We start from the raw sequence: 26,981 nt of genomic DNA, 5'->3' as shown, positions 1-26,981 counted from the left end.
CGACCCGCCTCGACGAGGGACCACCTCTAGCCCCGCACCCGCACCGTGATCTTCGGCGACTTCTTCCCTGACCCGAGGTAGTTGGTCGCGACGACGGAGAAGCGGTACGTGCCCGGGTTGAGGCCGACGAACGTCGCGGTGAGGGTGGTCGGGAGCACGGTCTTGTACGCCCGGCCGGGGTCCACGTTCACGATGTAGCTGGTGAGCGGTGCGCCGTTGTCCTCGGGCGCGGACCAGCTGATCGTCACGGTGCGCTTGTCGACGGTGGCGGTCGGGGTCTCGACGCGGCGCGGCCGGCCGGCCGGGATGACCGACTGCGAGCTGAGCGACTCCGGCGAGGCGCCGACGGTGTTGGTGGCCGACACCGTGAAGGTGTAGCTGGTCCCGTTGGCCAGGCCCTTGATGGTGGTGCGGGTCTGGGTGCCCGCCACGGTCGCGGTCGTCCCGCCGGGGTTGATGGTGATCGTGTAGCCGGTGATCGGGGAGCCGTTGTCCGCCGGTGCCCGCCAGCTGATCGCGGCCGACCTCGGACCACGGGTCGCGGTCACCTCGGTCGGTGTACCCGGCACCGTCGCGGGGACGACCGCGGCCGAGGGAGGCGAGGCCGCGGACGAGCCGAGTGCGTTGATCGCCTTGACCGTGAACGTGTACGTCGAGCCGTTGACCAGGCCGAGGATCTTCGCCGTCGTCAGGGTGCCGGCGACGGTGGTGGTGGCCCCGCCGGGGCTCGCCGTGATCGTGTACGCCGTGATCGGGGAGCCGTTGTCCGCGGACGGAGTCCAGGTGACCTGGGCCGACTTGTCGCCGCGGGTCGCGATCAGCCCGATCGGGGGCGAGGGCACGGTGGCCGGGGTGATCGCCGCCGAGGCCGGGGACGACGGCGACGTGCCGACCGCGTTGGTCGCCGTGACGGTGAACGTGTACGAGAGCCCGTTGATCAGGTCCTTGAGCGTGGTGCTCGTCTTGGTCCCGGTGAGGACGACGGTCGCACCACCGGGGCTGGCAGTGATCGTGTAGCCGGTGATCGGGGCGCCGTTGTCCACGGCGGGTGTCCACGTGACGATGGCGGACTTGTCGCCACCCTTCGCGATCACACCCGCCGGGGCGGACGGGAGCGTGGCCGGGGTGACGGCAGGCGACGGCGTGGAGGCCGTGGAGGTTCCCACCGCGTTGATGGCCTTGACCGTGAACGTGTACGGCACGCCGTTCGAGAGGTTGATGAGCGTGGCGCTGGTCTTCTCCGCCGAGACACTCATGGAGGCGCCGCCGGGGGAGGCGGTGACCGTGAAGCCGGTGATCGCGGAGCCGTTGTCCGCCGACGGCGTCCAGGTGACCTGGGCGAACTTGTCGCCGCGGACCGCGGAGACGGCGGTCGGCGCCGTGGGGACCCCGGCGGGAGTGACGGCGGTCGACTGCAGCGACGGCAGGGACGTGCCGTTCGCGTTCGTGGCCGCGACCGTGAACGTGTACGGGGTGCCGTTGGTCAGCCCGGCGATCGAGGTGGTGGTCATGGTGCCGGTCACGGTCTTCACCACGCCGCCCGGCAACGTGGTGATGGTGTACCCCGAGATCGGGTATCCGTTGTTCGACCCCGGCGTCCAGCTGACCTGGGCGGTCTTGTCGCCACGGGTCGCTGTGACAGCCGTCGGCGGCGCCGGGATCGCGGCCGGGGTGACCGCTGTCGACGCGAGCGACGGCTTCGAGGTGCCGTTGGCGTTGGTCGCCGTGACGGTGAAGGTGTACGCCGTGCCGTTGGTCAGGCCGGTGAACAGGGTGGACGTCTGGTTGCTGGTCGCCTGCTTCGTGGCCCCGCCGGGGGAGGCGGTGATGGTGAAGCTGGTGACCTGGGAGCCGTGGTCGTTGCCGGGGGTCCAGCTGACCTGGGCGGAGCGGTCGGAGCGCAGCGCCGTCACTGCGGTCGGCGGGTCGGGGACGCTGACCGGCTCGTTGCGGACGGTGAGCCGCGCCCAGTGCGTGTGCTCCGAGGGCTCCCTGTTCCCGAGCAGGTCGACGAGCGGGGAGAGGACCACGGCCCAGGTGCCCGCCGCAGCGGTCACGGGGACGGTGGCGCTGGCTCCGTAGATCCCGGCCTTGGCGTCGCCGGAGGTCCGGGTCAGGGTGATCGGCCCGACGACCTGGTTGGTCGTGTCCGAGTCGAGGTACACCGTCGGCGCGACCGCGCCCGTGGCGTCGCTGATGTGGGCGGTGACGTCGACCTGTTGGGAGCCGGCACCGACGTCGACGGTCGTGGGGGTGAACGTGTAGTCCTCCAGCACCGGCGGATCCGGGTCGGGGTGGAGGTCCAGGACGGTGAGCGAGCTCGCGTGCCGGTGGTGGCTGAGCTCGCGGTTGCCGAGCGTGTCGGCGAGCGGGTCGAGGGTGACGGTCCAGGCGCCGGCCGTGGCGCCCGCCAAGATGGTCGCGGTGGCCTCGTACGTCCCGTCGCGCGCGTCGCCGCCGGTCAGGACCAGGTCGAGGGTGCCGACGGACTGGGTGGACCGGTCGGAGGTGACGGTCACGTGGGGCGGCACGGTACCGGTGGCGTCGGTGATCCGCGCGCTGATGGTGACCAGCTGCGGGCCGGAGCTGACGTCCACCGTGGACGGGCTGAACGTGTAGTCCACGAGAGCCGGCGGGTTCAGGTCGGCGTTGTCGTCGAGCACGGCGAGCTTCTTCGCGTGGGTGCTCTTGGCGCCCGAGACGTTCCCGAGAACGTCGGCGAGCGGGTCGATCGACACGCTCCAGGCGCCCGCCGCGGCGCCGGCCGGGACGGTGACGGTGGCGGCGTAGATCCCGTTCTTCGCGTCTCCGGCGGTGAGCGTCAGGTCGGCGTACTCCGAGGCCTGGCTGGTCGAGTCCGAGGTGACCCGGACGCGGGGCGCCTCGACCCCGCTGGCGTCGGTGATCTGGGCGGTGACCGTGACCTGCTGGTCACCCGCGCTGACGTCGACCGTCTTGGGCGTGAAGTCGAAGGTCACCACGGTCGGCGGAGCCGTGTCGGTGGCCGCCTCGGCCGGCGTACCGCCGGTCCAGAGCAACGACACGCCGAGCACCGAGGCGAGCACGAGCCTGAACTTGGACACGTCTCTCTATCGGCACGAGGTGCCGGGATCTGACGAGAACCGCCGCTTCGGGTCTCAGTCCTCGATCGGACGGGTCGACTGGCGCACGACCAGGTGGGTCGGGATCGGGGTGTCCTCGGTGACCGTGCTCTCCTCCTCGACCGCGATCAGCACCTTCTGCATGATCAGCTCGCCGAGGGTGTCGAAGTCCTGGCGGACCGTGGTGAGGGGCGGGAAGAGGTAGCCGGCCTCGGGTACGTCGTCGAAGCCGATCACGCTGATGTCCTCGGGCACCCGCAGGCCGCGCTCGCGCAGCGCGGACAGCAGCCCGATGGACATCTGGTCGTTGCCGACGAACACCGCGACACCGGGCTCGATGTCCAGCTCGGTGCCGAGCCGGTGGCCGCTGGCCGCCGACCAGTCGCCGAACACCGGCGGGACGATCTCGAGGCGGTGCGCAGCGAGCTCGTCGCGCCAGCCGCGGACCCGCTCGGTGGCGTCGGGGGCGTTGCGCGGGCCGGCGAGGTGGAGGATCCGGGTGTGCCCGATCTCGGCGAGGTGCCGGACCGCCGACCGGGCGCCGCGGTACTGGTCGATCGACACGATCAGCGGGCTGCGGCGCGCGGTGGACGCCGCCACCACGACCGGGATCCGGAGGTCGAGGCTGCGCACCAGCTCCAGCACGGCGACGTCGACGACCACCAGCACGATCGCGTCGACGCGCTGCCGGAGCAGTGCCTCGACGACCGACCGGATCGCCTTCGGGTCGTCGGCCGGCGCGCTGACCGACTCGACGTTGTAGCGCGCCGCGCGGGCCGCGAAGTTGAAGTGCATCGCGATCGACGTCGGGCCGTAGTCGGAGATGCCGGGTGTGACCAGCCCGATCGTGCGCGTGCGCTTGGTGACCAGCGCGCGGGCGGCGGGCGACGGGCTGTAGTGAAGCTGGGCGATCGCCTGCTCGACGCGGGCGCGGGTGGACGGCCGCACGTTCGGCAGGTCGTTGATGACCCGGGACACGGTCTGGTGGGAGACCCCGGCCAGCCTGGCCACGTCGAAGATGTTCGCCGCGCGGCCCTTGCCCGGCTCCGCGCTCGCGGGTTCGGTGCTCATCAGACGGCCTCGGGGCGGGCGACGAGAGCGGTGAGCGAGTCTGCGGTGAGGTCCTCGGACGGCACCGTGTCGAGGATCCGGCCGTCCTGCACGATCAGCACCCGGTTGCCGACCCGCAGCACCTCCTCGAGCTCGGCCGAGATGAACATGACCGAGAGGCCGTTGTCGGCGAGCTCGCCGACGAGGTTCTGCACCTCGACCTTCGCGCCCACGTCGATGCCGCGGGTCGGTTCGTCGAGCACCAGGACACGGGGCGAGAGCGCCAGCAGCCGTGCGAGCAGCACCTTCTGCTGGTTGCCGCCGGAGAGCGTGCCGGCCGGTCGGTCGAGGTCGGGTGGGCGGATGTCGAGGGCGTCGACCCAGCTCATCGCCAGCTCGCGCTGCCGCGCCGGTCGGATCCGGCGGAACACGCCGCGCTCGGCCTGGAGCGCGAGCGTGATGTTCTCCTGCACGCTGAGCTCGCTGAGGATGCCCTCGGTGCGCCGGTTCTCCGACGAGTACACGACGCCCAGCGAGATGGCCGAGCGCGGGTTGCCGAGGCTCTCGTCGGTGCCCTGGATGCGGATGATGCCGCCATCGAGCTTGTCGATGCCGGTGAGCGCTCGGGCCAGCTCGGTGCGCCCGGATCCCAGCAGCCCGGCGACGCCGAGCACCTCGCCCTCGATCATGTCGACGTCGGCGTCGTTGATGCCCGAGCCGACCGACACCGCCCGCGCGCTGAGGAACGGCTCGGTGCTGCGCTCGTCGGCGAGGTGCAGGCGCGGCCGGGCCCGCAGGGACTCGGCGCTGCGGCCGAGCATCGCCTGCACCAGGTCGATGCGCAGGAACTCGCGGGTGAGGTACTCGCCGACGAGCTTGCCGTCTCGCAGCACGGTGACCCGGTCGCAGATCTCGTAGACCTGGTCGAGGAAGTGCGACACGAAGATGATCGCGACGCCGCGCTCCTTGAGGTCACGGATCACGCGGAACAGCTCGGCGCACTCGTCGAGGTCGAGGCTCGAGGTCGGCTCGTCGAGCACCAGGACGCGCGCCTCCGTGGAGATCGCGCGGGCGATCGCCACCAGCTGCTGCACGGCGAGGGAGTGCCGGCCGAGGATCGATGCCGGGTCGATGTCGAGACCGAGGTCGGCGAGCACGGCGTGGGCGCGCTCGCGCATCTCCTTCCAGTCGATCAGACCGAACCGGCGTGGCTCGGTGCCGAGCGAGATGTTCTCCGCGACCGAGATGTTCGGCAGCAGGTCGATCTCCTGGTAGACGGCGCGGACGCCGGCCTCCTGGGCGTCGTGCGGCGACCCGAAGTGCATCACCTCGCCGTCGATCCGGAGCTCGCCCGAGGTGAGCTGGAGCGCGCCCGTGATCGCCTTGATCAGCGTCGACTTGCCCGCGCCGTTCTCGCCCATGAGTGAGTGGACCTCGCCGGGGAACAGCCGGAAGTCGACACCGTCGAGCGCGGCGTCGGCACCGAAGTACACGGTCGCGCCGGTGAGCTCGAGGATCGGACGTTCCACGCGGCCATTATCGCCGGGAACCGGCCTGGCTATCTTCGACGCTCCGAGCGGACGACGATCACCCGCTGCACGACGATGAACATCAGCAGCATCAGGCCGATGATGATCCGGGTCCACGCCTGCTCCGCACCCTCGTAGGCGATGATCGTGTTGATCGTGGCGAACACCAGCACGCCGATCACGGAGCCCAGCACGTAGCCGGTGCCGCCGGTCAGCAGGGTGCCGCCGATCACGACCGCCGCGATCACGTCGAGCTCGGTGCCGATGCCGTTGCGCGGGTAGCCGGCGCCTGAGTACGCCGTCAGCACCAGGCCCGCGAGACCGCCGCACACGCCGCTGATGACGTACACGAGGACCTTCGTGCGGGCGACGTTCAGGCCCATCAGTCGCGCCGACTGCTCGTTGCCGCCGACGGCGTACACGGTGCGGCCGAACCGGGTGAACGCGAGGACGAACGCGCCGATCGCGGCGACGGACAGCGCGAGGATGCCGGTCGGGGTGATGTACCACTCGCCGAAGCGCCAGCGGGTCGTCTGCAGCCACAGCACGGACTCGTTCTCGACCCGGATCGAGGACAGGCTGACCACGAACGCCAGGCCTCGGGCGAGGAACAGGCCCGCCAGCGACGCGATGAACGGCTGGACGTCGAAGTACTGCACCAGCACGCCGATGAGGAGCCCGATCGCCGCGCCGCCGAGGAGGATGGCCGGGATCACGACCGCGGCGGAGTAGCCCTCCCCGAGCAGCTTCGCGCACGAGATGCCGGTGAACGCCATCACCGACCCGACGGACAGGTCGATGCCGCCGGTGATGATCACGAACGTCATGCCGACCGCGAGGATCAGCAGGTAGGCGTAGTTGAGCAGCAGCGCCGACATGTTGAGCGGCGTCAGGAAGTTGCCGAAGTGCATCTCCGCGCCGATCAGCAGCGCGATGAAGATCAGCAGCGCGGCGAACGTCGGCATCATCGAGGAGTGCCGGTCCAGGAACGTCCGCGAGTACGACGCCAGGCGGGCGCGCGGGGCGGTGACGGTCGTGGTGCTCATGCGGTGACCTCCGCGTCGTTGCGGACCTCGGTGCCCGGGCGGGTGCGGAAGCCGCCGGTCAGTGCTCGGCCCCACTGATGGACGCGTGGTGACTGGATCAGCACCACGATGACGACGACGATCGCGAAGAACACCGGGCTCTGCGCCGACGAGACCCCGAGGAACAGGATCGTCGAGTCGAGCGTCTGGATGATGAGGACGCCGATCACGGTGCCGGCGATCGTGAACTTGCCGCCCATGAGCGACGTACCGCCGAGGACGACGGCCAGGATCGCGTAGAGCTCGATGAGGTCACCGGCCGCGTTGGCGTCGGCGGCCCGGATGTTCGAGCTGTAGATGATGCCGGCGATGCCGGCGAGGGTGCCGCTGGCGACGTACGCGCCGAGGATGATGCCGCGCGACCGCACGCCGGCCAGCCGGCTGGCCTCGGGGTTGATGCCGACGGCCTCGGTGAGGACGCCCAGCGCCGTGCGCCGCTCGACGATCGCGATCGCGGCGGCCGCGGCCAGCCAGATGAACAGCGCGAACGGGAGGGCGAACAGGTAGCCGGTCGCGACGAAGTTCAGTGGCTCGCTGTTGACGGTCGTGATGAAGCCGTCGGTGATGAGCAGCGCGACACCGCGGCCGGCGAGCATCAGCACCAAGGTCGCGATGATCGGTTGGATGTCGAGGACGGCGACGAGGAAGCCGTTCCAGAGCCCGAGCACGAGCGAGACCCCGATGCCGGCCAGGATCGCGACGAGCACGGTGCTCGTGCTGCCCGGGCTGCTCGATCCGTCGATGATCGTCAGCGTCACCGCGCCGGAGACGGCCATGACCGCGCCGACGGAGAGGTCGATGCCGCGGGTGGCGATCACGAGGGTCATGCCCAGCGCCACCAGCATCAGCGGGGCGCAGTTGCGCAGGATGTCGATGAGCGCGCCGTAGAACTCACCGTCGCGCATGGTGATCTTGATGAACTGCGGGCGGGCGATCGTGTTGATGACGATCAGCGCGAGCAGCGAGAACACGGGCCAGAAGAGCCGGTGCTTCATCAGCCTCGTCACGCGACGCTCCCTTCACTCTGGGCATCGCCCTGGTTGGCCATGTAGTCGATGAGTCCGTCGACATCGACGTCGCTCGAGTCGAGCACGCCGATCTGGTGCCGGTCCCTCATCACGACGACACGCTGGGCCAATCGAAGCACCTCTTCGAGCTCTGAGGAGATGAAGATGACGGAGAGTCCCTGGTGGGAGAGCTCGGCGACCTTGCGCTGGATGTCGGCCTTCGCGCCGACGTCGATGCCACGGGTCGGCTCGTCGAGGATGATCAGCTCGGGCGCCGTGGCGAGCCACCGCGCCAGGAGCACCTTCTGCTGGTTGCCGCCCGACAGGGTGCCGGCGAGGCGGTTCGGGTCGGCGGGGCGTACGCCGAGGGCGGCGATGTACTCGGCGACCACCGCGTCGTACTCCGCGCCGCGGAGCTTGCGTAGCCAGCCGCGCCGCGCCTGGATGCCCAGCGCGATGTTCTCGCCGACCGTGAGGTCCGCGATGATGCCCTCCTCGCGCCGGTTCTCGGAGGAGAACGCGATGCGGTGGTCGATGGCGTGCCGCGGCGAGGTCAGCTTCGCGGGCTCGCCGTGCAGCTCGAAGTGGCCCGCGTCGGCGCGGTCGGCGCCGTAGACGAGGCGGACCAGCTCGGTGCGACCGGAGCCGAGGAGCCCGGCGATCCCGACGACCTCCCCGTCGTACACGTCGAGGTCGGCGGGGGAGAGGACGCCGCGCTTGCCGATGCCGGTCGCCCGGAGCAGCGGTGCCGCGCTGCGGTCGATGGTGCGCTCGGCGCTGGTGGCGATGTCGTCGAGCTCCTCGAGGACCTTGCCGATCATCTTGGTGACCAGGTCGGCGCGCGGCAGGTCCTGGGCGCAGTACTCGCCGACGAGCTGGCCGTTGCGCAGGACCGTGATCCGGTCGGAGATCTCGTAGACCTGGTCGAGGAAGTGGCTGATGAAGATGATCGCAACGCCCTTGGCGCGCAGGTCGCGGACGACGGCGAACAGCTGGTCGACCTCGTCGCGGTCGAGGCTGGACGTCGGCTCGTCGAGGATGAGCACGCGCGAGTCGAGCACCATCGCGCGGCTGATGGCCACGAGCTGCTGGATCGCGATCGAGTGGCTGGAGAGCAGCGTGTGGGTGTCGAGGTGGACGCCGAGGTCCGCGAGGTAGCGCGCGGCCTCGCGGTGCGTGGCCCGCCAGTCGATGCCGCGCAGGTTGCGCGGCTCGTGGCCGAGCATGACGTTCTCGCCCACCGACAGGTTCGTGCAGAGGTTGACCTCTTGGTAGACGGTGGAGATGCCTGCTGCCTGTGCGTCGGCGGTGGACCCGAAGACCCGCTCCTCGCCGCCGACCAGGATCGTGCCGCTGTCGATGGAGTAGACACCGGTGAGCGCCTTGATCAGGGTGGACTTCCCGGCGCCGTTCTCGCCCATGATCGAGTGCACCTCACCGGCGCGCAGGCAGAAGTCGACGTGGTCGAGCGCCAGGACGCCCGGGAACTGGATGGTGATACCGCGCATCTCGACGAGCGGTGCCACCTCGGTCTCGGCATGCATCTACGTGGACGACCCTTGCCTCGGGAGCGCTGGCCCGCCGGCGCCGGGGAGAATCGGCGCCGACGGACCAGACTCGACTGGTGTGTGGTGGACGGATCAGTACGCGCGCGAGTCGATGACCTCGGCGGCCTGCTCCTGCGTGAAGCTCTGGTCCTCCACGTAGACCTGCTTCTCGACCGTCTCGCCGTCCAGCACCGACTTCACGAGGCCGGCGGCGAGGTCACCGAGGAGCGGGTTGCACTCGACGATGAAGTTGATCTTGCCGTCGACGAGGGCCTGCATGCCGTCGTGCACCGCGTCGATCGACACGATCTTGATGTCCTCGCCCGGCACGCCGCCGGCTGCCTCGATCGCCTCGATCGCGCCGAGCGCCATGTCGTCGTTGTGGGCGTAGACCAGGTCGATGCCGTCGACGCCGTACTTCTGCAGGAAGCCCTCCATGACGGTCTTGCCGCCGTCACGGGTGAACTCGCCGGTCTGGGAGTCGATCTTCTCGATGGAGCTGCCGGCGATGGCCTCGTCGAAGCCCTCGGCGCGGTCGTTGGCCGGAGCGGAGCCGGTCGTGCCCTCGAGGACCACCATCTTGGTCGGCTCGGAGCCGAACTCGGTGGCGGCCCACTCGCCGGCCATCACGCCCTCCTTCTTGAAGTCCAGGCCGACCCAGCTCTCGTAGAGGTCCTCGGACGAGGTCACCGTCCGGTCCTCGAGGATCACCGGGATGTCGGCGTCCGCCGCCTCCTGGAGCACGTCGTCCCAGCCGTCCTCGACGATCGGCGCGATCACGATCGCGTCGACGCCCTGGCTGATGAAGCTGCGGACCGCGCTGATCTGGGCGGCGGGGTCGTTGTCCGCGGCGTTGAAGACCAGCTCGAAGCCGTTCTCCTCGGAGAACGCCTCCTTCATGGACTCGGTGTTGGCGCTGCGCCAGCCGGACTCGGAGCCCGTCTGCGCGAAGCCGACCTTGATCGTGTCGCCGCTGGCGCTGCCGCCGTCGCCGCCGTCGGAGTCGGATGAACCACAGCCGGTCGCGAAGAGTGCAAGGGCACCCAGCACGGCGACTCCGGTACGGAACTTCGTCTTCACTCCAAAACCTCCTGATTGAGCCGGGCGAGGCCGGCTGAGTATGGGTGATACGGCGCTCCCGGGACTGCGCTCTTGCCGCGAATGTTAGCCCTCACATTCGGGATCTTGGCGAGAGGTTAGCGATAACATTCTGGTAACGCAATCGTTCCTGGGCGTGCGATTTTCCGCCGAGTTCCGTCGATCGCGTTGCTGAAACGTTAACGATCACAATTTGGAACGAGACAATGCTCCGGCGCCGTGCGCGGCCGGGTCGGTCAGATGTAGTCCGACCTGCGCAGCCAGCGGACCGCACCCGCGCCGATCACGTCCGGGATGTACGACGTGCTGAGTCGCTGCGTCACCGCGATCGCGAAGGCGGGGCCGCTGGGCACCCCAGCGGCGACCAGTCCGGCCGTCAGCGCGGCCTCGCCGACGCCGACGTTGCCCGGCACCGGCACGATGCTGGCGAACGCGGCCGCGCCGGCGGTGATCACCAGGACGGTGAGGTACCCGAGCGAGGGGCGGTCCGGGTGGATGCCCTGCACCATGCACCAGAGCGCCACCGCGGTGATCATCAGCGAGGCCAGACGGCTGCCGACCAGCAGCATGCCGCGGGCGGGGGAGTCGGTGACCACCCGGATCGATGCCCACGAGCTCCGGACGACCGTCAGCACCCGGCGCCGGAGGGGGCGTACGAACACCAGGGCCACCACCGAGGCGACCAGGACCAGCCCGAGCAGGAGCAGGAGGCGCTCGTCGTCGCCACCGCCCCCGAGGTCGACCTCGGGACGGTTGTCCAGGAACGGGAGCGCGACCAGGACCACCAGCACGTTGACGGCTCCGGTCACGAAGGAGCCGAGGGCGCTCGCGGTCACCGCCACGGTGGCGCCGACGCCGAACTTGGCCAGGAACGCGGTGTTCATGGCCATCTTGCCCACCGTGGCCGAGATGGCGAGGCCGACGAACTTGATGGCGTACTGCAGCATCGCCAGCGGCCGCAACGGCAGCCGCGCCGGCACCATCGACATCGTCGACACCGAGTCGACGGGTGCGGTGCACTGCGCGACGACGAAGCCGAGCGCGACCCAGCGCCAGTCGGCGTTCGCCCAGGCGGCCCGGACGGTGGACCAGTCGAGCTGGGCGAACGTCGTGAGCAGCGCGTACGCCGCGAGGAGGAGCAACGCGACCGTGATGAGGTCGCGGGCGCTCACCCGCGTGATCGGCGCGGGTGGCAGCGGCTCGGCGCCGGTGGTCGTGACCACCTGGTCGCGCAGCGCGGTGAGGGTCGCCTTCAGGCCCTCGGCGCCGTGCATCGAGTGCGGGAGCGCGGCGTGCTGCAGGTACGGCTGGGCCGCGGCGAGGTCGTCGTTCCCGAGGGCGGCCGCCGCGGCCGCGACGGCGCGCTCGGGGCCGATCCGGATCCCGAGCGCGGTGAGCAGCGTCGCGACGTCCTGCGCCCGACGGGCCGCCGACGCGGCCACCGTCCCCCGGCCGAAGCCCGACAGGACCGCGCCGGCACCGATGTTGTCGATGGTGAGCTCGCCGTGGGACAGCCCGGCGCGGTGCAGGAGCGCGACCTCGGACCAGATCCGGCCGAGCAGCTCGTCGTCGAGGTCCTCGTCGTCGAGAGGCTCCGGCGGCGCGCCGAGGACGAGGATGGCGTCGCCCTGGCTGGTCGCCGCGGCGACCACCGGCGTGACCGCCACCCCGGCGCGGTCGGCGAGGATCGTCACCAGGGCCTCGTGCTCGACGAGCTGGACCCGGGTCGCGCCCGGAGAGCTCTGGTCGCGATAGGCGAGGGCCCTCCACCACCGGGCCGCGCGGTGCGCGTCGGTCGCGTCGCGCCCGTACACCTTCACGAGGACCGGCCCGTCGGACATGGTGCCGAGGAGCACCCGGGCCCCCCACGGCTGCCGCTCCGCGAACCGCAGGTCCTGGACCTCGATGTCCAGGCCGCGCAGCGAGCTCTGGACCTGGCGCAGGTCCGGGTGGCCGGCCGGCGACCCGAGGACCACCAGCACCGCGCTGGCCGCGGCCGCGCCCAGGGCGATCCCGCCGACGACCTCGACCGGCCCGACGTACCCCGCGGCCCAGGCCGCCGCGCACTGTGCCAGGACGATCAGGGCGTGCAGCCTGCGGAACGGGAGGGTCACCCATGGCCGCAGCGCGAGCAGCACCGCCGCGCTGACGGCGGTCCGGAGCGCATAGAGGTCGTTCGCGACCACCCACAGCGCCAGCGACCCGGCGATCGCGAGCCCGGCCGCGACCAGCACGGTGAACGCGAGGCGGAGGTGCTTCGGCGCCCGGAACAGGACCACGAGGACCACGCCGGCGACGTACAGCGAGCAGGCGAGGTAGGTCATCTGCGACAGGCTCGAGAGCCAGGACGGCAGTGAGTAGCCGATCAGGTGGTGGCGATGGAGCGCCGCGCACGTCGCGGCCACCGCGACTCCGAGGACCACGATCACCAGGTCGACCGGGCGCCGGGACCGGGCCCCGCTGCCCTGGACGAAGAACCACCCGGTGCGGGCCGGTGGTGCGTCAGTCATCGGTGGCGTCCGTCCGCTGGGGGAGGTCGGTGCGGTGGCCGAGCTGCTCGAGCCAGCCGACCATGACGCGGTGGAGCGCGTCGGCGCCGACCACCATCTCCTCCGGGAGCTCGAGGTCGACGGGGTGGACGACCATCCCGCGCTCCTGCCAGCCGCCGAGCCCGCCGTGGCAGGCGACCAGGCCCTCGAAGGCCGCGACCTCGCCGAGGTCGTCGATCAGGCTGTTCACGTAGATGTCGGGGGCCTCGTCCATGGTCGCCGCGCGCAGCAGGAACTCGGCGGCCTGCGGGCCGAACTTCGCCAGCGGGTCGATGCCGGTGACGACACCCTCGCGCAGCCGGTGCTCGCCGCCGATGCCGAGCGCGACCGGACCGTGCTCCTCGGTCTGCACGCACACGAACCCGACGCCGGGATGGGCGACCAGGCCGGGAAGGAGCGCGGGCCACCGCGCGGTGAGCTCCTCGAGCGTGACCCGCGTCTTCTCGCCGGCGACCCAGACCAGGCCGAGGTTCCCGGACCCGAACACCAGGAACTTGTCGCCGGTGCCGGGCACCTCGGTGTCGATGGTGTCGATCGTGAGCCGGGTCGAGGTGCGGGTCAGGGCGCGACCGAGCACGGTGTCGCTGTCCGAGGAGCCGGCGACCAGCGAGTTGAGGGCGCCGCTGCCCTCGTCGTTCTCCGAGGCGGCGAGCGCTGCCGAGTCCGAGAGCCGGGCGACCAGCGTCGCGAGGTCCTCGCCGTAGCGGTCCGCGAAGATCGCGCCCTGGCTCTGCCCGTGGTCGGAGAGCACCACGAGGTGGTACTTCCGCGGCGCCACCGCGGCGACGGCCTCGAGCTGGGCGAGCACGGCGTCGATGCCGGCCAGCGCGTCCAGCGACTCGGGCTGGCTGATGCCGGCGTGGTGCGCGACGGCGTCGTAGTCCACGTAGTCGACGTACACCACGCGTCGGCCGCGCAGCATCGAGTCGGCGACCAGGGTGGTGTTGAGGTCGCGCAGCACACCGGTCAGCGCGGCGCGCTCGACGGCGAACGACCAGCCGCGGTGCACCCGCGGGCGGACGTTGCGGCGCTTGGCGCGCGAGGCCTGGAAGCGCTCGCGGCCGATCTCGCTGATCGTGCGCGTCATGCTGCGGGTGAAGCCGGCCGGCCGGCTGAGGTACTCCGTGACCACCCGCCGGGCCTGCCGGGTCTCGCCGGTGCGGTCGACGGCGCTCATGGTGGCGTACGCCGTCGGCGCGTCGCCGGTGAACAGGTTGCTGACCGAGACGCCGTCGTCGGCGAGCAGGCCGCGGCCGTTGCTGTGCAGGGACTCGATGACGGCGGCGTCGCCGGGCTTGTTGGCGACGAGGACCTTGCCGGTGGCCCGGTCGACCCAGCGGAACGCGGGGATGCCGTCGATGGTGCCGTGCAGGAGGCCCATCTGGCTGGCAGGCGTGGTCGCCGGGAGCTTGGGTCGCCACTCCGCCATCTGGTGGCTGCCGTCGCGGATCCACCGCGAGAGCGTGGGCAGGGTTCCGGCCCGGACGCACCACTCGAGGACGGGGTACGGCACGCCGTCGGCCTGCACGAACAGGATGCCGGGCACGTCCGGGTCGTCGAGCCGGACGTCCTGGCGGCGCGCCCTCCTCAGCAGGGAGGCGGTGGCGGCGTCGTCGGTGCCGGTCGTCGCGACCCAGACGAAGAGGGTGGACACGGCCGAGACGATCCAGGCGGCGCCCAGCGCCCACCAGATGTCGTCCTGGCCGAAGTCGCCCTGAGGCGCGTACACGACCAGCCAGATGGCGATCGCCTGGCCGAACAGGCCGACGAGCAGCGCGCCCACCCAGCCGACCAGCACGGCACCCTCGACCAGGAACACCCGCAGCACGGCTCCGCAGATCGCCACCAGCACCGCGATGACCAGCGCCTCACCGGCGCCGTCCACGTTGAACCCGGGCAGCACCCACGAGGCGATGATCAGCCCGAGGGTGGCCCCGACCAGCCCCAGCACGGCGCGTCCGAGATCTCCCCAACGCAGGCGTCGTCCCATGCGGGCGACGCTAGCGGGGGAGAGGCGCGTCAGCGCCCACCCGGACCGGGTGAACCGAGGGTCGCCACCCATACTTGGCGGCGTGACGACGGACCCTGCGCCCGCGACCGCCGGCGGGCTGATCCGCCGTACGCTCGGCCGGCAACGACGTGCCCTCGCCGGCGCGATCGCGCTGATCACCCTGTGGCAGGTCTGCGAGGCCGGCGTGCCGGTCCTGATCGGTGTGGTGATCGACCGCGCCGTCGCCACCGGGGACGTCGAGCGGCTGCTGCTGTGGGGCGCCGTGCTGTGCGTGCACTTCGCCGTGCTCAGCCTGGGCTACCGGTTCGGCTCGCGGATCGGGTTCCGGGCCGAGCAGGAGGAGAGCCACCGGCTTCGGACCGAGATCGCGGCGCACGTGCTCGCCCCGCGCGGCGCGCGCACCGAGCGCCTGGCCGGTGACGTCCTCTCGGTCGCGACCGCCGATGCGGACGCGGTCGGGACGATCGTGCGCCAGCTGACCCTGACGACCGCAGCGCTGATCGGGCTGGTGGTCAGCGGCATCGTGCTCGCGACGATCGACCCGCTGGTGGCCGTCGTCGTGCTGGTCGGCGTACCGGTCGTCCTGGTGTGCACCCAGGTCCTCGCGCCACGGCTGGCCCACCGCAGCCACGCGCGTCAGGAGAGCATCGGCCTGGCCACCGGCCTCGCGACGGATCTCGTGCGCGGCCTGCGTCCGCTCAAGGGGATCGGTGCCGAGGCCGTCGCCCTCGACCGGTACCGCGGGCGGAGCCGGTCGGCGATGCACGCGAGCGTCGCGGCCGCGCGCTGGGAGGGCCTCCTGTACGGCGTCACGCAGGGCATCAGCATCGCGTTCCTCGCCGCCGTCGCGCTGATCGCCGGTCACCGGGCGCTGTCCGGGGAGATGTCGATCGGCGAGCTGGTGGCGGTCGTCGGGCTGGCGCAGTTCGTCGCCGAGCCGATGGGCCTGCTCGCCTACCTGGTCGCCCAGCTGGCGAGGTCCCGGGCCTCCGCGCGCCGGATCGTCGACCTGCTGGCGACCCCGCCGCTGGTCATCGGCGGCGACCGGAGCGCCGACGGCCCACCGCGACTCACCTTCGAGGCGGTCGGGTCGGGGTCGCTGGACGACGTCACGTTCGACGTCGAGCCCGGCGCGCTGGTCGCCCTGGTCGCCGAGGAGCCGGCCGACGCGGCGGCGCTGATGGCGCTGCTGCGGGGCGAGACGGCTCCGGACGCGGGTCGGGTGCTGCTGGACGGCGTACCCCTGACGGAGCTGCGCATCGACGAGTCCCGTCGCCGGCTGCTGGTGGCGGAGCACCACGTCGACCTGTTCGAGGGCACCCTCCGGTCGAACGTCGACCCGCTCGCGCTGCTCGGCGAGGAGCGGCTGGCCGACGTGCTGGCCGCGTCCGGCTGCGACGACATCGTCGCCGGCGCCGAGCACGGTCTGGACGAGCACGTCCAGGTGGACGGCACCACCCTCTCGGGCGGCCAACGCCAGCGCCTCGGCCTGGCCCGCGCGCTCGGGGCGGACCCGCGGGTCCTGGTGCTCCACGACCCGACGACCGCCGTCGACGCGGTCACCGAGCAGCTGATCGCCGACCGGCTGCCCGACGTACGACGCGCCACCGGGCAGCGCGCCACCCTGCTCCTGACCAGCAGCCCCGCGCTGCTCGCCCGGGCCGACCTGGTGGTCTGGATCCGGAACGGCCGGGTGACGGCGCGTGCGGGGCACGCTGAGCTCGTCACTGACGCGGCGTACCGCACGGCGGTGCTGCGATGAGCGCGCCACTGCTCCCGGTCTCGACCCGGCGCGAGGCGTTCGCGCTGGTGCGCTCGCTGGTCGCCACCCGCCGGTGGGCGCTCACCGCCTGCCTGGCGATGTTCGTGGTCGAGGGCCTCGCCGGCCTGGTCGCGCCGCTGATGCTCGGGCGGATCGTCGACGTCGTCAGCAGCGGGGGAGACGCGGGCGAGATCACCGTCGCGTTCGTGTGGATCCTCGGCGCCGCCGTGGTGGGCGGCGTGGCCACGGCCCTGTCGATCGCCCTGCTGGCGCGGGCCGCCGAGCCGGCCCTGGCCGACTTGCGTGAGCAGGTCGTCGAGCACGCGCTCGAGCTGGAGTCGACCGAGCTCGAGGCGGCGGGCAGCGGCGACCTGCTCTCACGGGTCGGCGACGACGTACGCCTGATCGCGGAGTCGTTCACCGAGGTCATCCCGCTGATCGTGAACTCCGCGATCGCCGTCGTGTTCACGTCGGTCGGGCTCTTCGCCCTCGACTGGCGGCTCGGCCTGGCCGGGCTCGGCGCGGTGCCGTTCTACGTGCTCGGTCTCCGGTGGTACCTGCCCCGGTCCGGCCCGTACTACCGGCGCGAGCGCGAGGCGAACGGCACCCGCGCCGAGGCCCTGCTGACCGGGGTGCACGCGAGCCGCACGCTGCGGGCGTACGACATCGCGAACGCGCACCACGAGCGCATCGAGGCGGCGTCGTGGCGCTCGGCGCGGATCTCCATCGACGTGTTCCGCCTGCTCACCCGCTTCTACGGCCGGTCCAACCGGGCCGAGCTGATCGGGCTGCTGCTGATCCTGGCGACCGGCTTCCTGCTGGCCCGTGAGGACGAGGTGACGGTCGGCGCGGTGACCGCCGCGGCCCTGCTGTTCCACCGGCTCTTCAACCCCATCGGTGCGCTGCTGACGCTCTTCGACGAGGTCCAGTCGGCCGGTGCCTCGCTCACGCGCCTGGCCGGGCTCGCGCTGCTGCGGCCCCCCGCGCCCACGGCGGTGCCGCGGCAGCCGGCGGATGCGCACCTCACCGTCCGCGGGCTCCACCACGAGTACGTCGCCGGCCGCCCCGCGGTCGACGAGGCGGACCTCGACGTCGAGCCGGGCCGCCGGACCGCGGTGGTCGGCGCCTCGGGAGCCGGGAAGACGACCCTCGGTGCCGCGGTCGCGGGACGGCTGGTGCCGAGCCGCGGCGACGTCGTGCTCGGTGGCGTCCCGCTCGACCAGGTCGACGGCCGGGGGCGACCGCCGGTGGCGCTCGTGAGCCAGGAGGTCCACGTCTTCACCGGCACGGTGCGCGACAACCTGACCCTGGCCGCACCCGGAGCCGACGATGCCGAGCTCGAGCGGGCGCTGGTCGCGGTCGGAGCCTGGCCCAGCGTCGAGGCGCTGCCCGAGGGGCTCTCGACGCCGGTCGGCGAAGGGGCACTCACGCTCACTCCCGCCCTCGCCCAGCAGCTCGCGCTGGCCCGCGTCCTGCTCGCCGACCCGTGGGTGGTCGTGCTGGACGAGGCCACGGCCGAGGCGGGTTCGGCGGGCGCGCGCGACCTCGAGCGCGCCGCGGAGGCGGTCACCGACGGGCGTACGTCGCTCACGATCGCGCACCGGCTGACCCAGGCGATGTCCGCCGACACCGTGCTGGTGATGGACTCCGGTCGCGTCGTCGAGCGAGGCACCCACGACGAGCTGGTGGCGGCCGGCGGTGCCTACGCCCGGCTCTGGTCCGCGTGGTCGGGCGCCGGAGCCGGACCGTAGGCTGCGTCCGGTGAGCGGGATCCTGGTAGCCGGTACCACCTCGGACGCCGGGAAGAGCGTGGTGACGACCGGCCTCTGCCGGGCCCTGGCACGCGCCGGTGTGAAGGTCGCTCCCTTCAAGGCCCAGAACATGTCGAACAACTCGATGGTCTGTGCCGACGGCGCCGAGATCGGCCGCGCCCAGTGGGTGCAGGCGATCGCGGCGAGGGCCGAGCCGGAGGCGGCGATGAACCCGGTGCTCCTCAAGCCCGGCAGCGACGTCCGCAGCCACGTGGTGGTGATGGGTCGCCCGGCCGGCCACGTCGACGCGCGGGACTTCGTCGACGGGCGCCGGCACCTCGCGACCGCGGCGTACGAAGCCTTCGACGACCTGGCCTCCCGCTTCGACGTCGTGGTGGCCGAGGGCGCGGGCAGCCCGACCGAGATCAACCTGCGCGCGAGCGACTACGTGAACATGGGGCTGGCCCGGCACGCGGGCCTGCCGACCGTGGTCGTCGGCGACATCGACCGCGGCGGGATCTTCGCGGCCATGTTCGGCACCGTCGCGCTGCTGGAGCCCGAGGACCAGCGGCTGATCGCCGGCTTCGTCATCAACAAGTTCCGCGGTGACCTGTCCCTGCTGCAGCCAGGGCTCGACCAGCTGGAGCGGCTCACCGGCCGGCGGGTGTACGGCGTGCTCCCGTGGCACCCGGACGTGTGGCTGGACTCCGAGGACGCGCTCGACCTGGCCGGCCGCCGCGCCGGGCCCGACCAGGGCACGCTCAAGGTCGCGGTGGTCCGGCTGCCGCGGATCAGCAACTTCACCGACGTCGACGCTCTCGGCCTGGAGCCGGGCCTGGACGTCGTGTTCGCCGCCGACCCGCGGGCGCTCTCGGACGCCGACCTCGTGGTGCTGCCCGGCACCCGTTCGACCATCGCCGACCTCGCCTGGCTGCGCGAGCGCGGGATCGACCGGGCTGTCCATGCGCACGCGGCCGCCGGGCGGCCCGTGCTCGGGATCTGCGGCGGCTTCCAGATGCTCGGCCGCACGGTCGCCGACCCCGACGGTGTCGAGGGTGCGCCCGCCGAGGTCGACGGCCTGGGGCTGCTCGACGTGCGCACCGACTTCCAGGGCGAGAAGGTGCTGCGGCTGCCGCGGGGCGTCGCGCTCGGCGCGAGCACGACCGGGTACGAGATCCACCACGGCCGGATCACCCGCGGCGACCGTGTCGACGAGTTCCTCGGCGGCGCCCGCGCGGGGAACGTGTTCGGCACGATGTGGCACGGCAGCCTTGAGGGCGACGGCTTCCGCACGGCGTTCCTCACCGAGGTCGCGCGGCTGAGCGGGCATCTCTTCGCCCCGTCCGGGGTGAGCTTCGCGGCCGCCCGCGAGCGCCGGATGGAGCTGCTGGCCGACCTGGTCGAGGAGCACCTCGACCTCGACGCGCTGGCGTCGCTCGCGACCGAGGGGCTGACGGTCAGCCCGCCTGTGCTGCCGCCAGGAGCCTGAGCCAGGTCTCGACCTCGCGGCTCGACCGCAGTCGGACGATCGGCAGGTCCGGGCGCTCGGCTACGACGACCGGCATCCGTTCGTCGTAGACGTTGCGCGTGCTGATCGACCAGCGCACGACGTGTTCCGGGTCGGTGAAGAACGCGCGGAGCGGGCCTTCGCGGTTGCCGTTCCACAGCTCCTCGCGGCGGACCCGGCGTCGGACGGTGCGCCGTACGACCCGGGTGAGCGTGACCGGGAACGGCGGGTCGACCCACACCATCAGGTCGGCACGCGCCAGCAGCACCGGACGGGCGTCGTCGTACTGCCACTCGCACACCCACCGGTCCGAGTCCGCGAGCCGCTGGACCTCGGCCTCGAACGTCGGCATCCGCGTCCAGCCGGGGCCGTGGAACAGCGAGTCCGTCTCGGTGTACGGCAGGTCGAGCAGCGCGCCGATCCGGCGGGCCAGGGTGCTCTTGCCGGAGCCGCTCACCCCCGCGACCGCGACCCGGGACGGCTGGACGGGCAGGGGATCGGTCGCCGACAGCACCGCGGAATGGTACGTCCTGCCCCGCCCGGAGGTGGCAGGCTCTCCCCGTGGCCCGCGTGCAGTCGTGCGAGATCGTGCCCGGGGACCGCCCCGGGACGTTCGTGCTGCGCCTGGACGGCATGAGCCAGTCGCACGTCGACCTGGCCCACCCGACCCGCATCGAGTTCGAGTACGTACGCCGCATCGCCGACGTGCTCGACCTCGCCGAGGCCCCGGGTGCGCCGTTGCGGGTGGTGCACATCGGCGGCGCCGCGATGACCTTGCCGCGGTACGTCGCCGCCACCCGGCCGCGGTCCGCGCAGGTCGTGCTCGAGCCGGCGGTCGAGGTCACCGAGCTGGTCCGCACCGAGCTGCCGCTGCCGCAGCGCAGCGGGATCAAGGTCCGTCCGGTCGGCGGCCGCATCGGGATCATGGAGCTGCGCGACGAGTACGCCCAGGTGGTGGTGCTCGACGCGTTCGCGGGTGGCCGCGTGCCGGGGGAGCTGGTGACGACCGAGTTCTTCGCCGACGTCGGTCGGGTGCTCGACTCCGACGGGCTGTTCGTCCTCAACCTCACCGACCGCTCGCCGTTCGGCTGGACCCGACGGGTGCTCGGCGCGCTGCGGGTCTCGTTCCCGGAGATGCTGCTCAGCGCCGAACCGGCCACGCTGCGCGCCCGCCGCCTCGGCAACCTCGTGGTGGTCGCCTCCCGCGTCGCCGTGCCGCTCGCCGCCCTGCAGGCGCGGGCCGCGAAGGCGGCGGCGCCGTACCGCGTGCTCGACGCCGGCCAGATGCGCGACGGGTTCGGCGGCGGCACCCCGTTCGTCGTCGGCGACACCGACGCGTCCCCGCCGCCGGAGCTGTGATGCGGCGGCCCGTCGCCCTGGTGCTGCTCGGCGCGCTGGTGCTGGGTGCGTGTGGTTCCGACGCGGAGACACCCGACTCCGCGGCGCCGGCGTACCGCGTCGAGCCGTCCTGCCCGCACACGGCGCACCACCTGCAGGGGCTGACGGTCGCCCAGCTGAACAGGATCGTCGCGTCCGCCGACCTGCCCGCGTGGAAGGCCGCCGACATCGGCTCGAGCGCCCAGCTGCGCGACGGCCGGATGGTGTGGGTCTTCGGTGACACCGTGCGGGCCGACAGCTTCTCGCCCCGGCTGGTGGCGAACTCGATGCTGATCTCGGACGGCGCCTGCGTGGCCCAGCTGCGCACCGACGCCGACGGCCCGGTGATCCCCGACGTCCGGGACGGCGTCGTGCACTGGCCGATGTCGGTGGTCGCGATGCCGCCCGCGCAGCAGTACTCCAACCTCGGCATCGACGAGGTCCTGGTCGTGATGGCGGCACGCACCCGTCGCGGCGGCGACAACCTGGACTTCCAGTTCCTCGGCACCTCGGCCGCGGTGTTCACGCTGGACGACGGCGGGGCTCCGCAGCTGATGGAGGTCATGGAGGTCACCCCGGACGACGAGGCGCTCGACCAGGTCAACTGGGGCGCCGCGGCAACCGTCTTCGGCCCGTGGTTCTACGTGTTCGGCACCCGCGCCACCGGCGAGGACTTCGGCCGGGAGCTGTACGTCGGCCGGGCGCGGGTCTCGGACCCGGCGGACCGCAGCCGCTGGGAGTTCTGGGACGGCACCGACTGGCAGGCCGACCAGACCCTCGCCGCGCCGGTGCTGCCCGCCCAGGGCGGGGTCTCGCAGACGCTGTCGGTCGACCACCTCGACGGGAAGTGGGTCGCGGTCTCCAAGCGCGACGGCGACCTCGGCGACTTCGTCTACGTGTGGACCGCGCCCGAGCCCTTCGGCCCGTGGACGCCGAGGAAGGGCATCGCGGCACCTGCCGGCTTCGACACCGGTGAGCTGCAGTACGCGCCGCTGGCCCACCCGGAGGTCCCGCTCTCGAACGGCAAGCTGCTGGTCTCGATCTCGCGCAACACCACCGACCCGCAGCAGCTGTTCGCCGATCCCGAGGTCGGGCTGCCGGAGTTCGCCGAGGTGGCGCGGCCGTAGGCCCGGCGGCCGTTCGGCAAAACTGGGTATGGCGCGACAGCAGGCCGCGGGCGGACCATGACGACGTCCTCCCGCTGGCAGCTATGGGGCATCTGCTGTGCCCGAACTCATCATCCACATCGGTACGCCCAAGACGGGCTCGTCCTCGCTGCAGCGCGCCCTGCACGACGGCGCGTTCTCCACCCAGGGTGTGCGTGTCGCCTACCCGAACCGGCTCACCGAGGTGGCCCTCGCCCGAGCACTCCGGGAGGGCCACGAGGGCGACGCCGCCAGGCGCTTGCGCTACCTGAGGCGATGGCTCGCCGACGCCGACGCCGAGGTGTCCGTCCTCTCGTCGGAGCTCTTCGTCGCCGTACCCGCCGGGACCTTCGCCGCCGCCGTGCAACGCCACCTCCCGGGCTGGGCCGAGCGAACCCGGGTGGTCTGCTACCTGCGCCCGCACGGCTCGCGGCTGGTCTCGGCCTACGCGCAGCAGCGGAAGTCCGGGGCGTTCATGGGGTCGCTGGACCACTTCGTCCAGGCCGCAGCGCAGGGCCAGAGGTTCCAGTACGCGGACCGCATGGCGGCCTGGCACGCGGCGTACGACGCGCGGTTCGTCGCGCGGCTCGCGTCCCCGACCGCTCTGCTCGGGGGCGACGTCGTCGCCGACTTCCTCCAGCTCGCCAGCCCCGGTGCCACCGTCGCGGCCCCGACGGAGCGACTGAACACGGCGCTGACCGTCGAGTCGCTCGCCCTCCTCGGCATCGTCCACCGCGCGCTCCGCGCCGGCGAGGTGCCGGAACCCGTCGCCCAGAGGATCGGCAAGCGGATCGCCGCCGATCTGAGCGCCGCCGGAACCGCCGAGCGCGGTCACCGCCTCTCGCTCTCGGCCGCCGAGGCCGCGACCGTCGCCGCGACCTTCGCGCAGGACGCCGCCCGGCTCGACGCGACCCTCTTCCCCGGCTCCGGGCCGTTCACCGAGGACCTGCACCGGCTCGTCGAGGAGGCTCCCGCGGCGGCGCTCGGTCTTCAGGCACGGCAGTACGCCGACCCCGGCACCCGGCGAGCGATCCGGCGGGAGGCGAACGCACTCGCGGTCGCCTGCACCGAGCACGGCCGGGCCTGGGTCGCACAGTTCCGCGCTGCCAAGGGCTACGGCTGCCGTACCCAGGCCCTCGACCCCGAGTCAGCAGCCCAGGTCGAGCTCGCCCTGGGGCGGGTGGTCGCCGCCATGGTCGTCGCGCTCAGCTGAGCTCGAAGCGCGCGGCAGAACGGTGGGTGGCAACGGTCGAGATTTGTCTGGCGCGCCGAGCACTCCCAGGAGCACCATGGCGGTCAAGGTCACCTCATCGGAGGGAGCGGTCATGGGTTGGCTCGTCATCGCTGCATTGCTCGTCGTCTGTGTCCTCGGCTGGGTGATGTACCGCAGACGGAATGTGAGCGACGAGCACCGGACCCTGCGAGGGTTCGACCCGTCCGACGTCCGCTCACGGGTCGAGAGGACGGACCTCATGGGGCCCAGCCTCCGTTCGTCGCTGCGAAAGGACCCAGGAGCACCACCCAAGTACTGAGCAGGCGTGGCGGCTCCGGACTTGCGGCGGTCGTGCTGCTGCGCTGATCCCGGTCGGAATCCCCGGTCGACCGGGGATTCGGTCGCTTGTCGGGGGTTGCAACGGCCGTCAGGCGACAGGACAGGCCGTCAAGTCGTCCGGCTGGGTCAGCCGATGCCGTTGATGACCACCGAGACGCACGGTCGACGAGGAGTGGCTTCGAAGCCCACCACCGCAAAGCCGGGCAGCAGCGCCAGCCCGAAGCCGGGCGCGCCTCACCCCCTAGCCCGAGTACGACGTCCCGCGCGGCTCGCGGGTCCACAGCACGCCGTCGCCGGCGACCGGCCCCTCGGCCGCGAGCGCGCGCTTGAGGACCTTGTTGGTGGCGGTGCGGGGCAGGGTGTCGACCACGCGGACGTAGCGCGGCCAGGCCTTGGGGGAGAGGTCGGCCTGCTCGGCGAGGAACGACTCGAGGCCCGCCGGGTTGAGCCCGGACCGGACGACGAGCGCGGCCATCACCTGGTCGCCGACCGACTCGTCAGGTACGGCGTACACCGCGGCCTCGTCGATCGCCGGATGGCGCAGCAGGATCCGCTCGATCGGAGCGGCGCCGAGGTTCTCGCCGTCGACGCGCAGCCAGTCGGCCGTGCGGCCGGCGAAGTAGACGAAGCCGTCGGCGTCGCGGTAGGCGAGGTCACCGGACCAGTACATCCCGCCGCGCATCCGATCGGCCTCGGCGTCCGGGTCCTTGTAGTACCCCGCAAACGCCCCGGCGCCCGCGGTGTTCACCAGCTCTCCGGTCGCGGCCTCGGCGTTCACCAGCCGACCGGACGGGTCGAACTCCGCGTCGGGCGTCTCGAGCACGGTCTCGGGGTCGAGCACCTTCACGCCCTCGAGCGGGCGCCCCAGCGCGCCAGGCGGCATCTCCGGCACCCGCTGCACGATCACGGCGTTCTCGGTCGACGAGTAGGAGTCGACGACGACGCAGCCGAACCGGCGGCCGAACGCCTCGATGTCGCGCTCGTTGGCCTCGTTGCCGAAGACCAGCCGCAGCGGGTTCTCGGCGTCGTCGGGCCGCTCGGGCGTGGCCATCACGTAGGTCAACGGCTTGCCGACGTAGTTGGCGTACGTCGCCCCGTAGCGGCGTACGTCGGGCAGGAAGCCCGACGCGGAGAACTTCGGCGCCAGCGCGATCGTCGCCCCCGCAGCCAGCGCCGGCCCCCAGCCGGCCATGATCGCGTTGGAGTGGAACATCGGCATCGACAGGTACGCGACGTCGGCCGGCCCGAGCCCGAACCGCTCCGACAGGAACTGCCCCGGGTGGGCGACCTTGGCCTGCGTGACGTTCACGGCCTTCGGCTCGCCCGAGGTGCCGGAGGTGAAGATCAGCATCAGCAGGTCGTCGGGTCCGACGTCCGCACCAGGAACGCCGGCCGCGCGGTGCTCGGCGACGAGGTCGGTCCAGTCGGGGGACTCGATCGGGATCACCGGGACGTCGACGTCGGAGAGCAGGTCGGCGTGCACGCAGTCGGTGACCACGACCTGCACGTCGGCCCGTCGTACGTCGGCCGCGAGTGCCGCACCGCGCCGGGTGGGGTTGAGCCCGACGACGACCTGCCCGCCGAGGGCGGCGCCGCCGAGCAGGAACGCGAAGTCCGGCACGTTCTCGAGCAGCACGCCGACGTGCGGCGGTCGCTCGGGGTCGAGCATGCCGCCGAGCAGCGCGGACCGGACGCACGACTCCTGCACGACCTCGGCCCAGGTCCACGCGGCGTGCTCGAACAGCAGCCCCCGGTTGTCGTCGTCGACGCGCGCGAGCAGCTGCTCGCGCACGGTCGGCATGGCCGTCATGCCGGTTCGGCAGCCAGGATCCGTCCGACGTTCAGCGCCTGCTCCGTCGCGCCGCCGTTCTGGAACTCGAACCGCTTCGCGCTGGTGAAGTAGCGGTGCGCCTCGCCGTCGAGGTCGATGCCGACGCCGCCGTGGACGTGCACGGTCGTGTGCGCGAGCCGGTGGCCGGCGTCGGCCGCCCACAGCTTCGCGATCGCGACCTCGCTCTCGGCGGGCAGCCCCTGGTCCAGGCGCCACGCGGCCTGCCAGAGCGTGAGCCGTTGGCCGAGCACGTCGATGTAGCCGTCGGCGAGCCGCTGCGAGACAGCCTGGAACGTGCCGATCGGGCGCCCGAACTGCTCCCGCGTCTTCGCGTACGACGACGTCAGCCTGAGCGCCCCCTCGGTGATGCCGAGCTGCTCGGCGGCGCCGGCGAGCACCAGCAGCTGCCGCAGCCGGTCGTCCGCGCCCTCGATCACGCGGTCCGCGCCGAGGAGCGCTCCGTCCAGGTCGAGCCGGGCCACGCCGTCGCCGTCGGAGTACGTCTGCGCGACGACGGTGACGCCCTCGTCACCGGGCTCGACGAGGAACACCACGACGCCGGACGGGGTCTCGGCCGGCACCAGGAAGAGGTCGGCGTACGGGCCGGCGGGTACGACGGCCTTGCTGCCGGTCAGCCGGTAGCCGTCCCCCTCGGGGGTGGCCACGGTCGTGGGGCGAGTCGGTGCCCAGGCGCGGTCCTCCGCGACCGCGGCGGTCAGCACCTTCGCGCCGGACGCGGCTCCGGGTAGCCACTGCTGCTTCTGCGCGTCCGAGCCGAGCTCGGCGATCACCCGGGCGGCCGGGCCGTGGGACGCGAGCGGGACCGGGGCGACGGTGCGGCCGACCTCGACGAGGACGCGGCCGAGCTCGACGATGCCGAGGCCGGCGCCGTCGTACTCCTCCGGGAGCGCGAGCCCGAGCAGCCCGGCCGAGCCGAGCTCGGACCACAGGTCGCGGTCGAAGCGGTCCCCGGCGGCCTCGACGGCCTTGAGCCGGTCGTTGGTGACGCGGTCCTTCAGGATCCCGGCGGCCAGCTCGGCGGCCTCGTCCTGTTCCTGGGTGAACCGGAAGTCCATGTC

18 protein-coding genes are annotated in these 26,981 nt (G+C 72.2%); 6 read left to right on the top strand and 12 right to left on the bottom strand.

The window, feature by feature from the left end; all coding sequences use genetic code 11:
- Nucleotides 1-26: 26 nt before the first annotated feature.
- From MJ604_RS08010 to MJ604_RS07970, 9 genes are all read right to left on the bottom strand, one after another.
- The gene (locus MJ604_RS08010; RefSeq protein ID WP_243057794.1) at nt 27-3,083 is read right to left on the bottom strand and encodes a fibronectin type III domain-containing protein; all 3,057 of its coding nucleotides are present in this window, start codon (nt 3,081-3,083) and stop codon (nt 27-29) included.
- A gap of 54 nt (nt 3,084-3,137) precedes the next feature.
- Complete coding sequence (locus tag MJ604_RS08005) at nt 3,138-4,172, bottom strand: LacI family DNA-binding transcriptional regulator (protein ID WP_243057793.1); 1,035 nt, start codon at nt 4,170-4,172, stop codon at nt 3,138-3,140.
- The gene (locus tag MJ604_RS24195) at nt 4,172-5,680 is read right to left on the bottom strand and encodes a sugar ABC transporter ATP-binding protein (RefSeq protein WP_243057792.1); all 1,509 of its coding nucleotides are present in this window, start codon (nt 5,678-5,680) and stop codon (nt 4,172-4,174) included. The genes MJ604_RS08005 and MJ604_RS24195 overlap by 1 nt, the downstream gene beginning before the upstream one ends.
- Nucleotides 5,681-5,709: 29 nt before the next feature.
- Nucleotides 5,710-6,726 (bottom strand): sugar ABC transporter permease YjfF, encoded by a 1,017-nt coding sequence (locus MJ604_RS07995; protein WP_243057791.1) that lies wholly within the window; start codon nt 6,724-6,726, stop codon nt 5,710-5,712.
- Nucleotides 6,723-7,772 (bottom strand): ABC transporter permease, encoded by a 1,050-nt coding sequence (locus MJ604_RS07990; RefSeq protein WP_243057790.1) that lies wholly within the window; start codon nt 7,770-7,772, stop codon nt 6,723-6,725. The genes MJ604_RS07995 and MJ604_RS07990 overlap by 4 nt, the downstream gene beginning before the upstream one ends.
- The gene (locus tag MJ604_RS07985; RefSeq protein ID WP_243057789.1) at nt 7,769-9,316 is read right to left on the bottom strand and encodes a sugar ABC transporter ATP-binding protein; all 1,548 of its coding nucleotides are present in this window, start codon (nt 9,314-9,316) and stop codon (nt 7,769-7,771) included. Before MJ604_RS07985 ends, MJ604_RS07990 begins: the two co-directional genes overlap by 4 nt.
- Before the next feature lie 96 nt (nt 9,317-9,412).
- A complete protein-coding gene (locus MJ604_RS07980; protein ID WP_243057788.1) occupies nt 9,413-10,399 on the bottom strand; it encodes an ABC transporter substrate-binding protein in 987 nt (328 codons plus the stop codon).
- Nucleotides 10,400-10,653: 254 nt separating this feature from the next.
- A complete protein-coding gene (locus tag MJ604_RS07975; protein ID WP_243057787.1) occupies nt 10,654-12,927 on the bottom strand; it encodes a lysylphosphatidylglycerol synthase domain-containing protein in 2,274 nt (757 codons plus the stop codon).
- Entirely contained in the window at nt 12,920-14,956 is a 2,037-nt protein-coding gene (locus tag MJ604_RS07970) for a phage holin family protein (RefSeq protein WP_243057786.1), read from the bottom strand. Before MJ604_RS07970 ends, MJ604_RS07975 begins: the two co-directional genes overlap by 8 nt.
- An 82-nt stretch (nt 14,957-15,038) precedes the next feature.
- On the opposite strand from MJ604_RS07970, the gene MJ604_RS07965 reads away from it, so the two are divergent.
- The 3 genes from MJ604_RS07965 to MJ604_RS07955 are packed head-to-tail and all read left to right on the top strand — an operon-like array spanning nt 15,039 to nt 19,979.
- Entirely contained in the window at nt 15,039-16,739 is a 1,701-nt protein-coding gene (locus MJ604_RS07965; protein ID WP_243057785.1) for an ABC transporter ATP-binding protein, read from the top strand.
- Entirely contained in the window at nt 16,736-18,490 is a 1,755-nt protein-coding gene (locus MJ604_RS07960) for an ABC transporter ATP-binding protein (RefSeq protein ID WP_243057784.1), read from the top strand. The genes MJ604_RS07965 and MJ604_RS07960 overlap by 4 nt, the downstream gene beginning before the upstream one ends.
- A 10-nt stretch (nt 18,491-18,500) precedes the next feature.
- Nucleotides 18,501-19,979, top strand: coding sequence for a cobyric acid synthase (locus MJ604_RS07955; protein ID WP_243057783.1), 1,479 nt, complete (start codon nt 18,501-18,503; stop codon nt 19,977-19,979).
- On the opposite strand, the gene MJ604_RS07950 is transcribed toward MJ604_RS07955, so the two are convergent.
- Nucleotides 19,948-20,511, bottom strand: coding sequence for an AAA family ATPase (locus MJ604_RS07950; protein ID WP_243057782.1), 564 nt, complete (start codon nt 20,509-20,511; stop codon nt 19,948-19,950). The two genes, MJ604_RS07955 and MJ604_RS07950, sit on opposite strands and share 32 nt — an antisense overlap.
- A gap of 47 nt (nt 20,512-20,558) precedes the next feature.
- On the opposite strand from MJ604_RS07950, the gene MJ604_RS07945 reads away from it, so the two are divergent.
- From MJ604_RS07945 to MJ604_RS07935, 3 genes are all read left to right on the top strand, one after another.
- A complete protein-coding gene (locus MJ604_RS07945) occupies nt 20,559-21,356 on the top strand; it encodes a spermidine synthase (RefSeq protein WP_243057781.1) in 798 nt (265 codons plus the stop codon).
- Nucleotides 21,356-22,501 (top strand): DUF4185 domain-containing protein, encoded by a 1,146-nt coding sequence (locus tag MJ604_RS07940; RefSeq protein WP_243057780.1) that lies wholly within the window; start codon nt 21,356-21,358, stop codon nt 22,499-22,501. Before MJ604_RS07945 ends, MJ604_RS07940 begins: the two co-directional genes overlap by 1 nt.
- A 97-nt stretch (nt 22,502-22,598) precedes the next feature.
- Nucleotides 22,599-23,732, top strand: a complete 1,134-nt coding sequence (locus tag MJ604_RS07935) for a hypothetical protein (RefSeq protein ID WP_243057779.1) — start codon at nt 22,599-22,601, stop codon at nt 23,730-23,732.
- A 580-nt stretch (nt 23,733-24,312) separates the two neighbouring features.
- Here MJ604_RS07935 and MJ604_RS07930 read toward each other — a convergent pair.
- Entirely contained in the window at nt 24,313-25,881 is a 1,569-nt protein-coding gene (locus MJ604_RS07930) for a long-chain-fatty-acid--CoA ligase (RefSeq protein ID WP_243057778.1), read from the bottom strand.
- A complete protein-coding gene (locus tag MJ604_RS07925; RefSeq protein WP_243057777.1) occupies nt 25,878-26,978 on the bottom strand; it encodes an acyl-CoA dehydrogenase family protein in 1,101 nt (366 codons plus the stop codon). The genes MJ604_RS07930 and MJ604_RS07925 overlap by 4 nt, the downstream gene beginning before the upstream one ends.
- Between the last annotated feature and the right edge of the window lie 3 nt (nt 26,979-26,981).

This window comes from Nocardioides sp. SR21 (genome assembly GCF_022761125.1).
Taxonomy (GTDB): domain Bacteria; phylum Actinomycetota; class Actinomycetes; order Propionibacteriales; family Nocardioidaceae; genus Nocardioides.
This window is presented reverse-complemented; position numbering and strand designations above follow the sequence as displayed.

Excerpts from the sequence above, each read along its gene's own strand:
- MJ604_RS07930 (WP_243057778.1), bottom strand. The coding sequence starts at position 25,881 with ATGACGGCCATGCCGACCGTGCGCGAGCAGCTGCTCGCGCGCGTCGAC.
- MJ604_RS07975 (WP_243057787.1), bottom strand. The coding sequence starts at position 12,927 with ATGACTGACGCACCACCGGCCCGCACCGGGTGGTTCTTCGTCCAGGGC.
- MJ604_RS07995 (WP_243057791.1), bottom strand. The coding sequence starts at position 6,726 with ATGAGCACCACGACCGTCACCGCCCCGCGCGCCCGCCTGGCGTCGTAC.
- MJ604_RS07925 (WP_243057777.1), bottom strand. The coding sequence starts at position 26,978 with ATGGACTTCCGGTTCACCCAGGAACAGGACGAGGCCGCCGAGCTGGCC.
- MJ604_RS07985 (WP_243057789.1), bottom strand. The coding sequence starts at position 9,316 with ATGCATGCCGAGACCGAGGTGGCACCGCTCGTCGAGATGCGCGGTATC.
- MJ604_RS07960 (WP_243057784.1), top strand. The coding sequence starts at position 16,736 with ATGAGCGCGCCACTGCTCCCGGTCTCGACCCGGCGCGAGGCGTTCGCG.
- MJ604_RS07970 (WP_243057786.1), bottom strand. The coding sequence starts at position 14,956 with ATGGGACGACGCCTGCGTTGGGGAGATCTCGGACGCGCCGTGCTGGGG.
- MJ604_RS07940 (WP_243057780.1), top strand. The coding sequence starts at position 21,356 with ATGCGGCGGCCCGTCGCCCTGGTGCTGCTCGGCGCGCTGGTGCTGGGT.
- MJ604_RS08005 (WP_243057793.1), bottom strand. The coding sequence starts at position 4,172 with ATGAGCACCGAACCCGCGAGCGCGGAGCCGGGCAAGGGCCGCGCGGCG.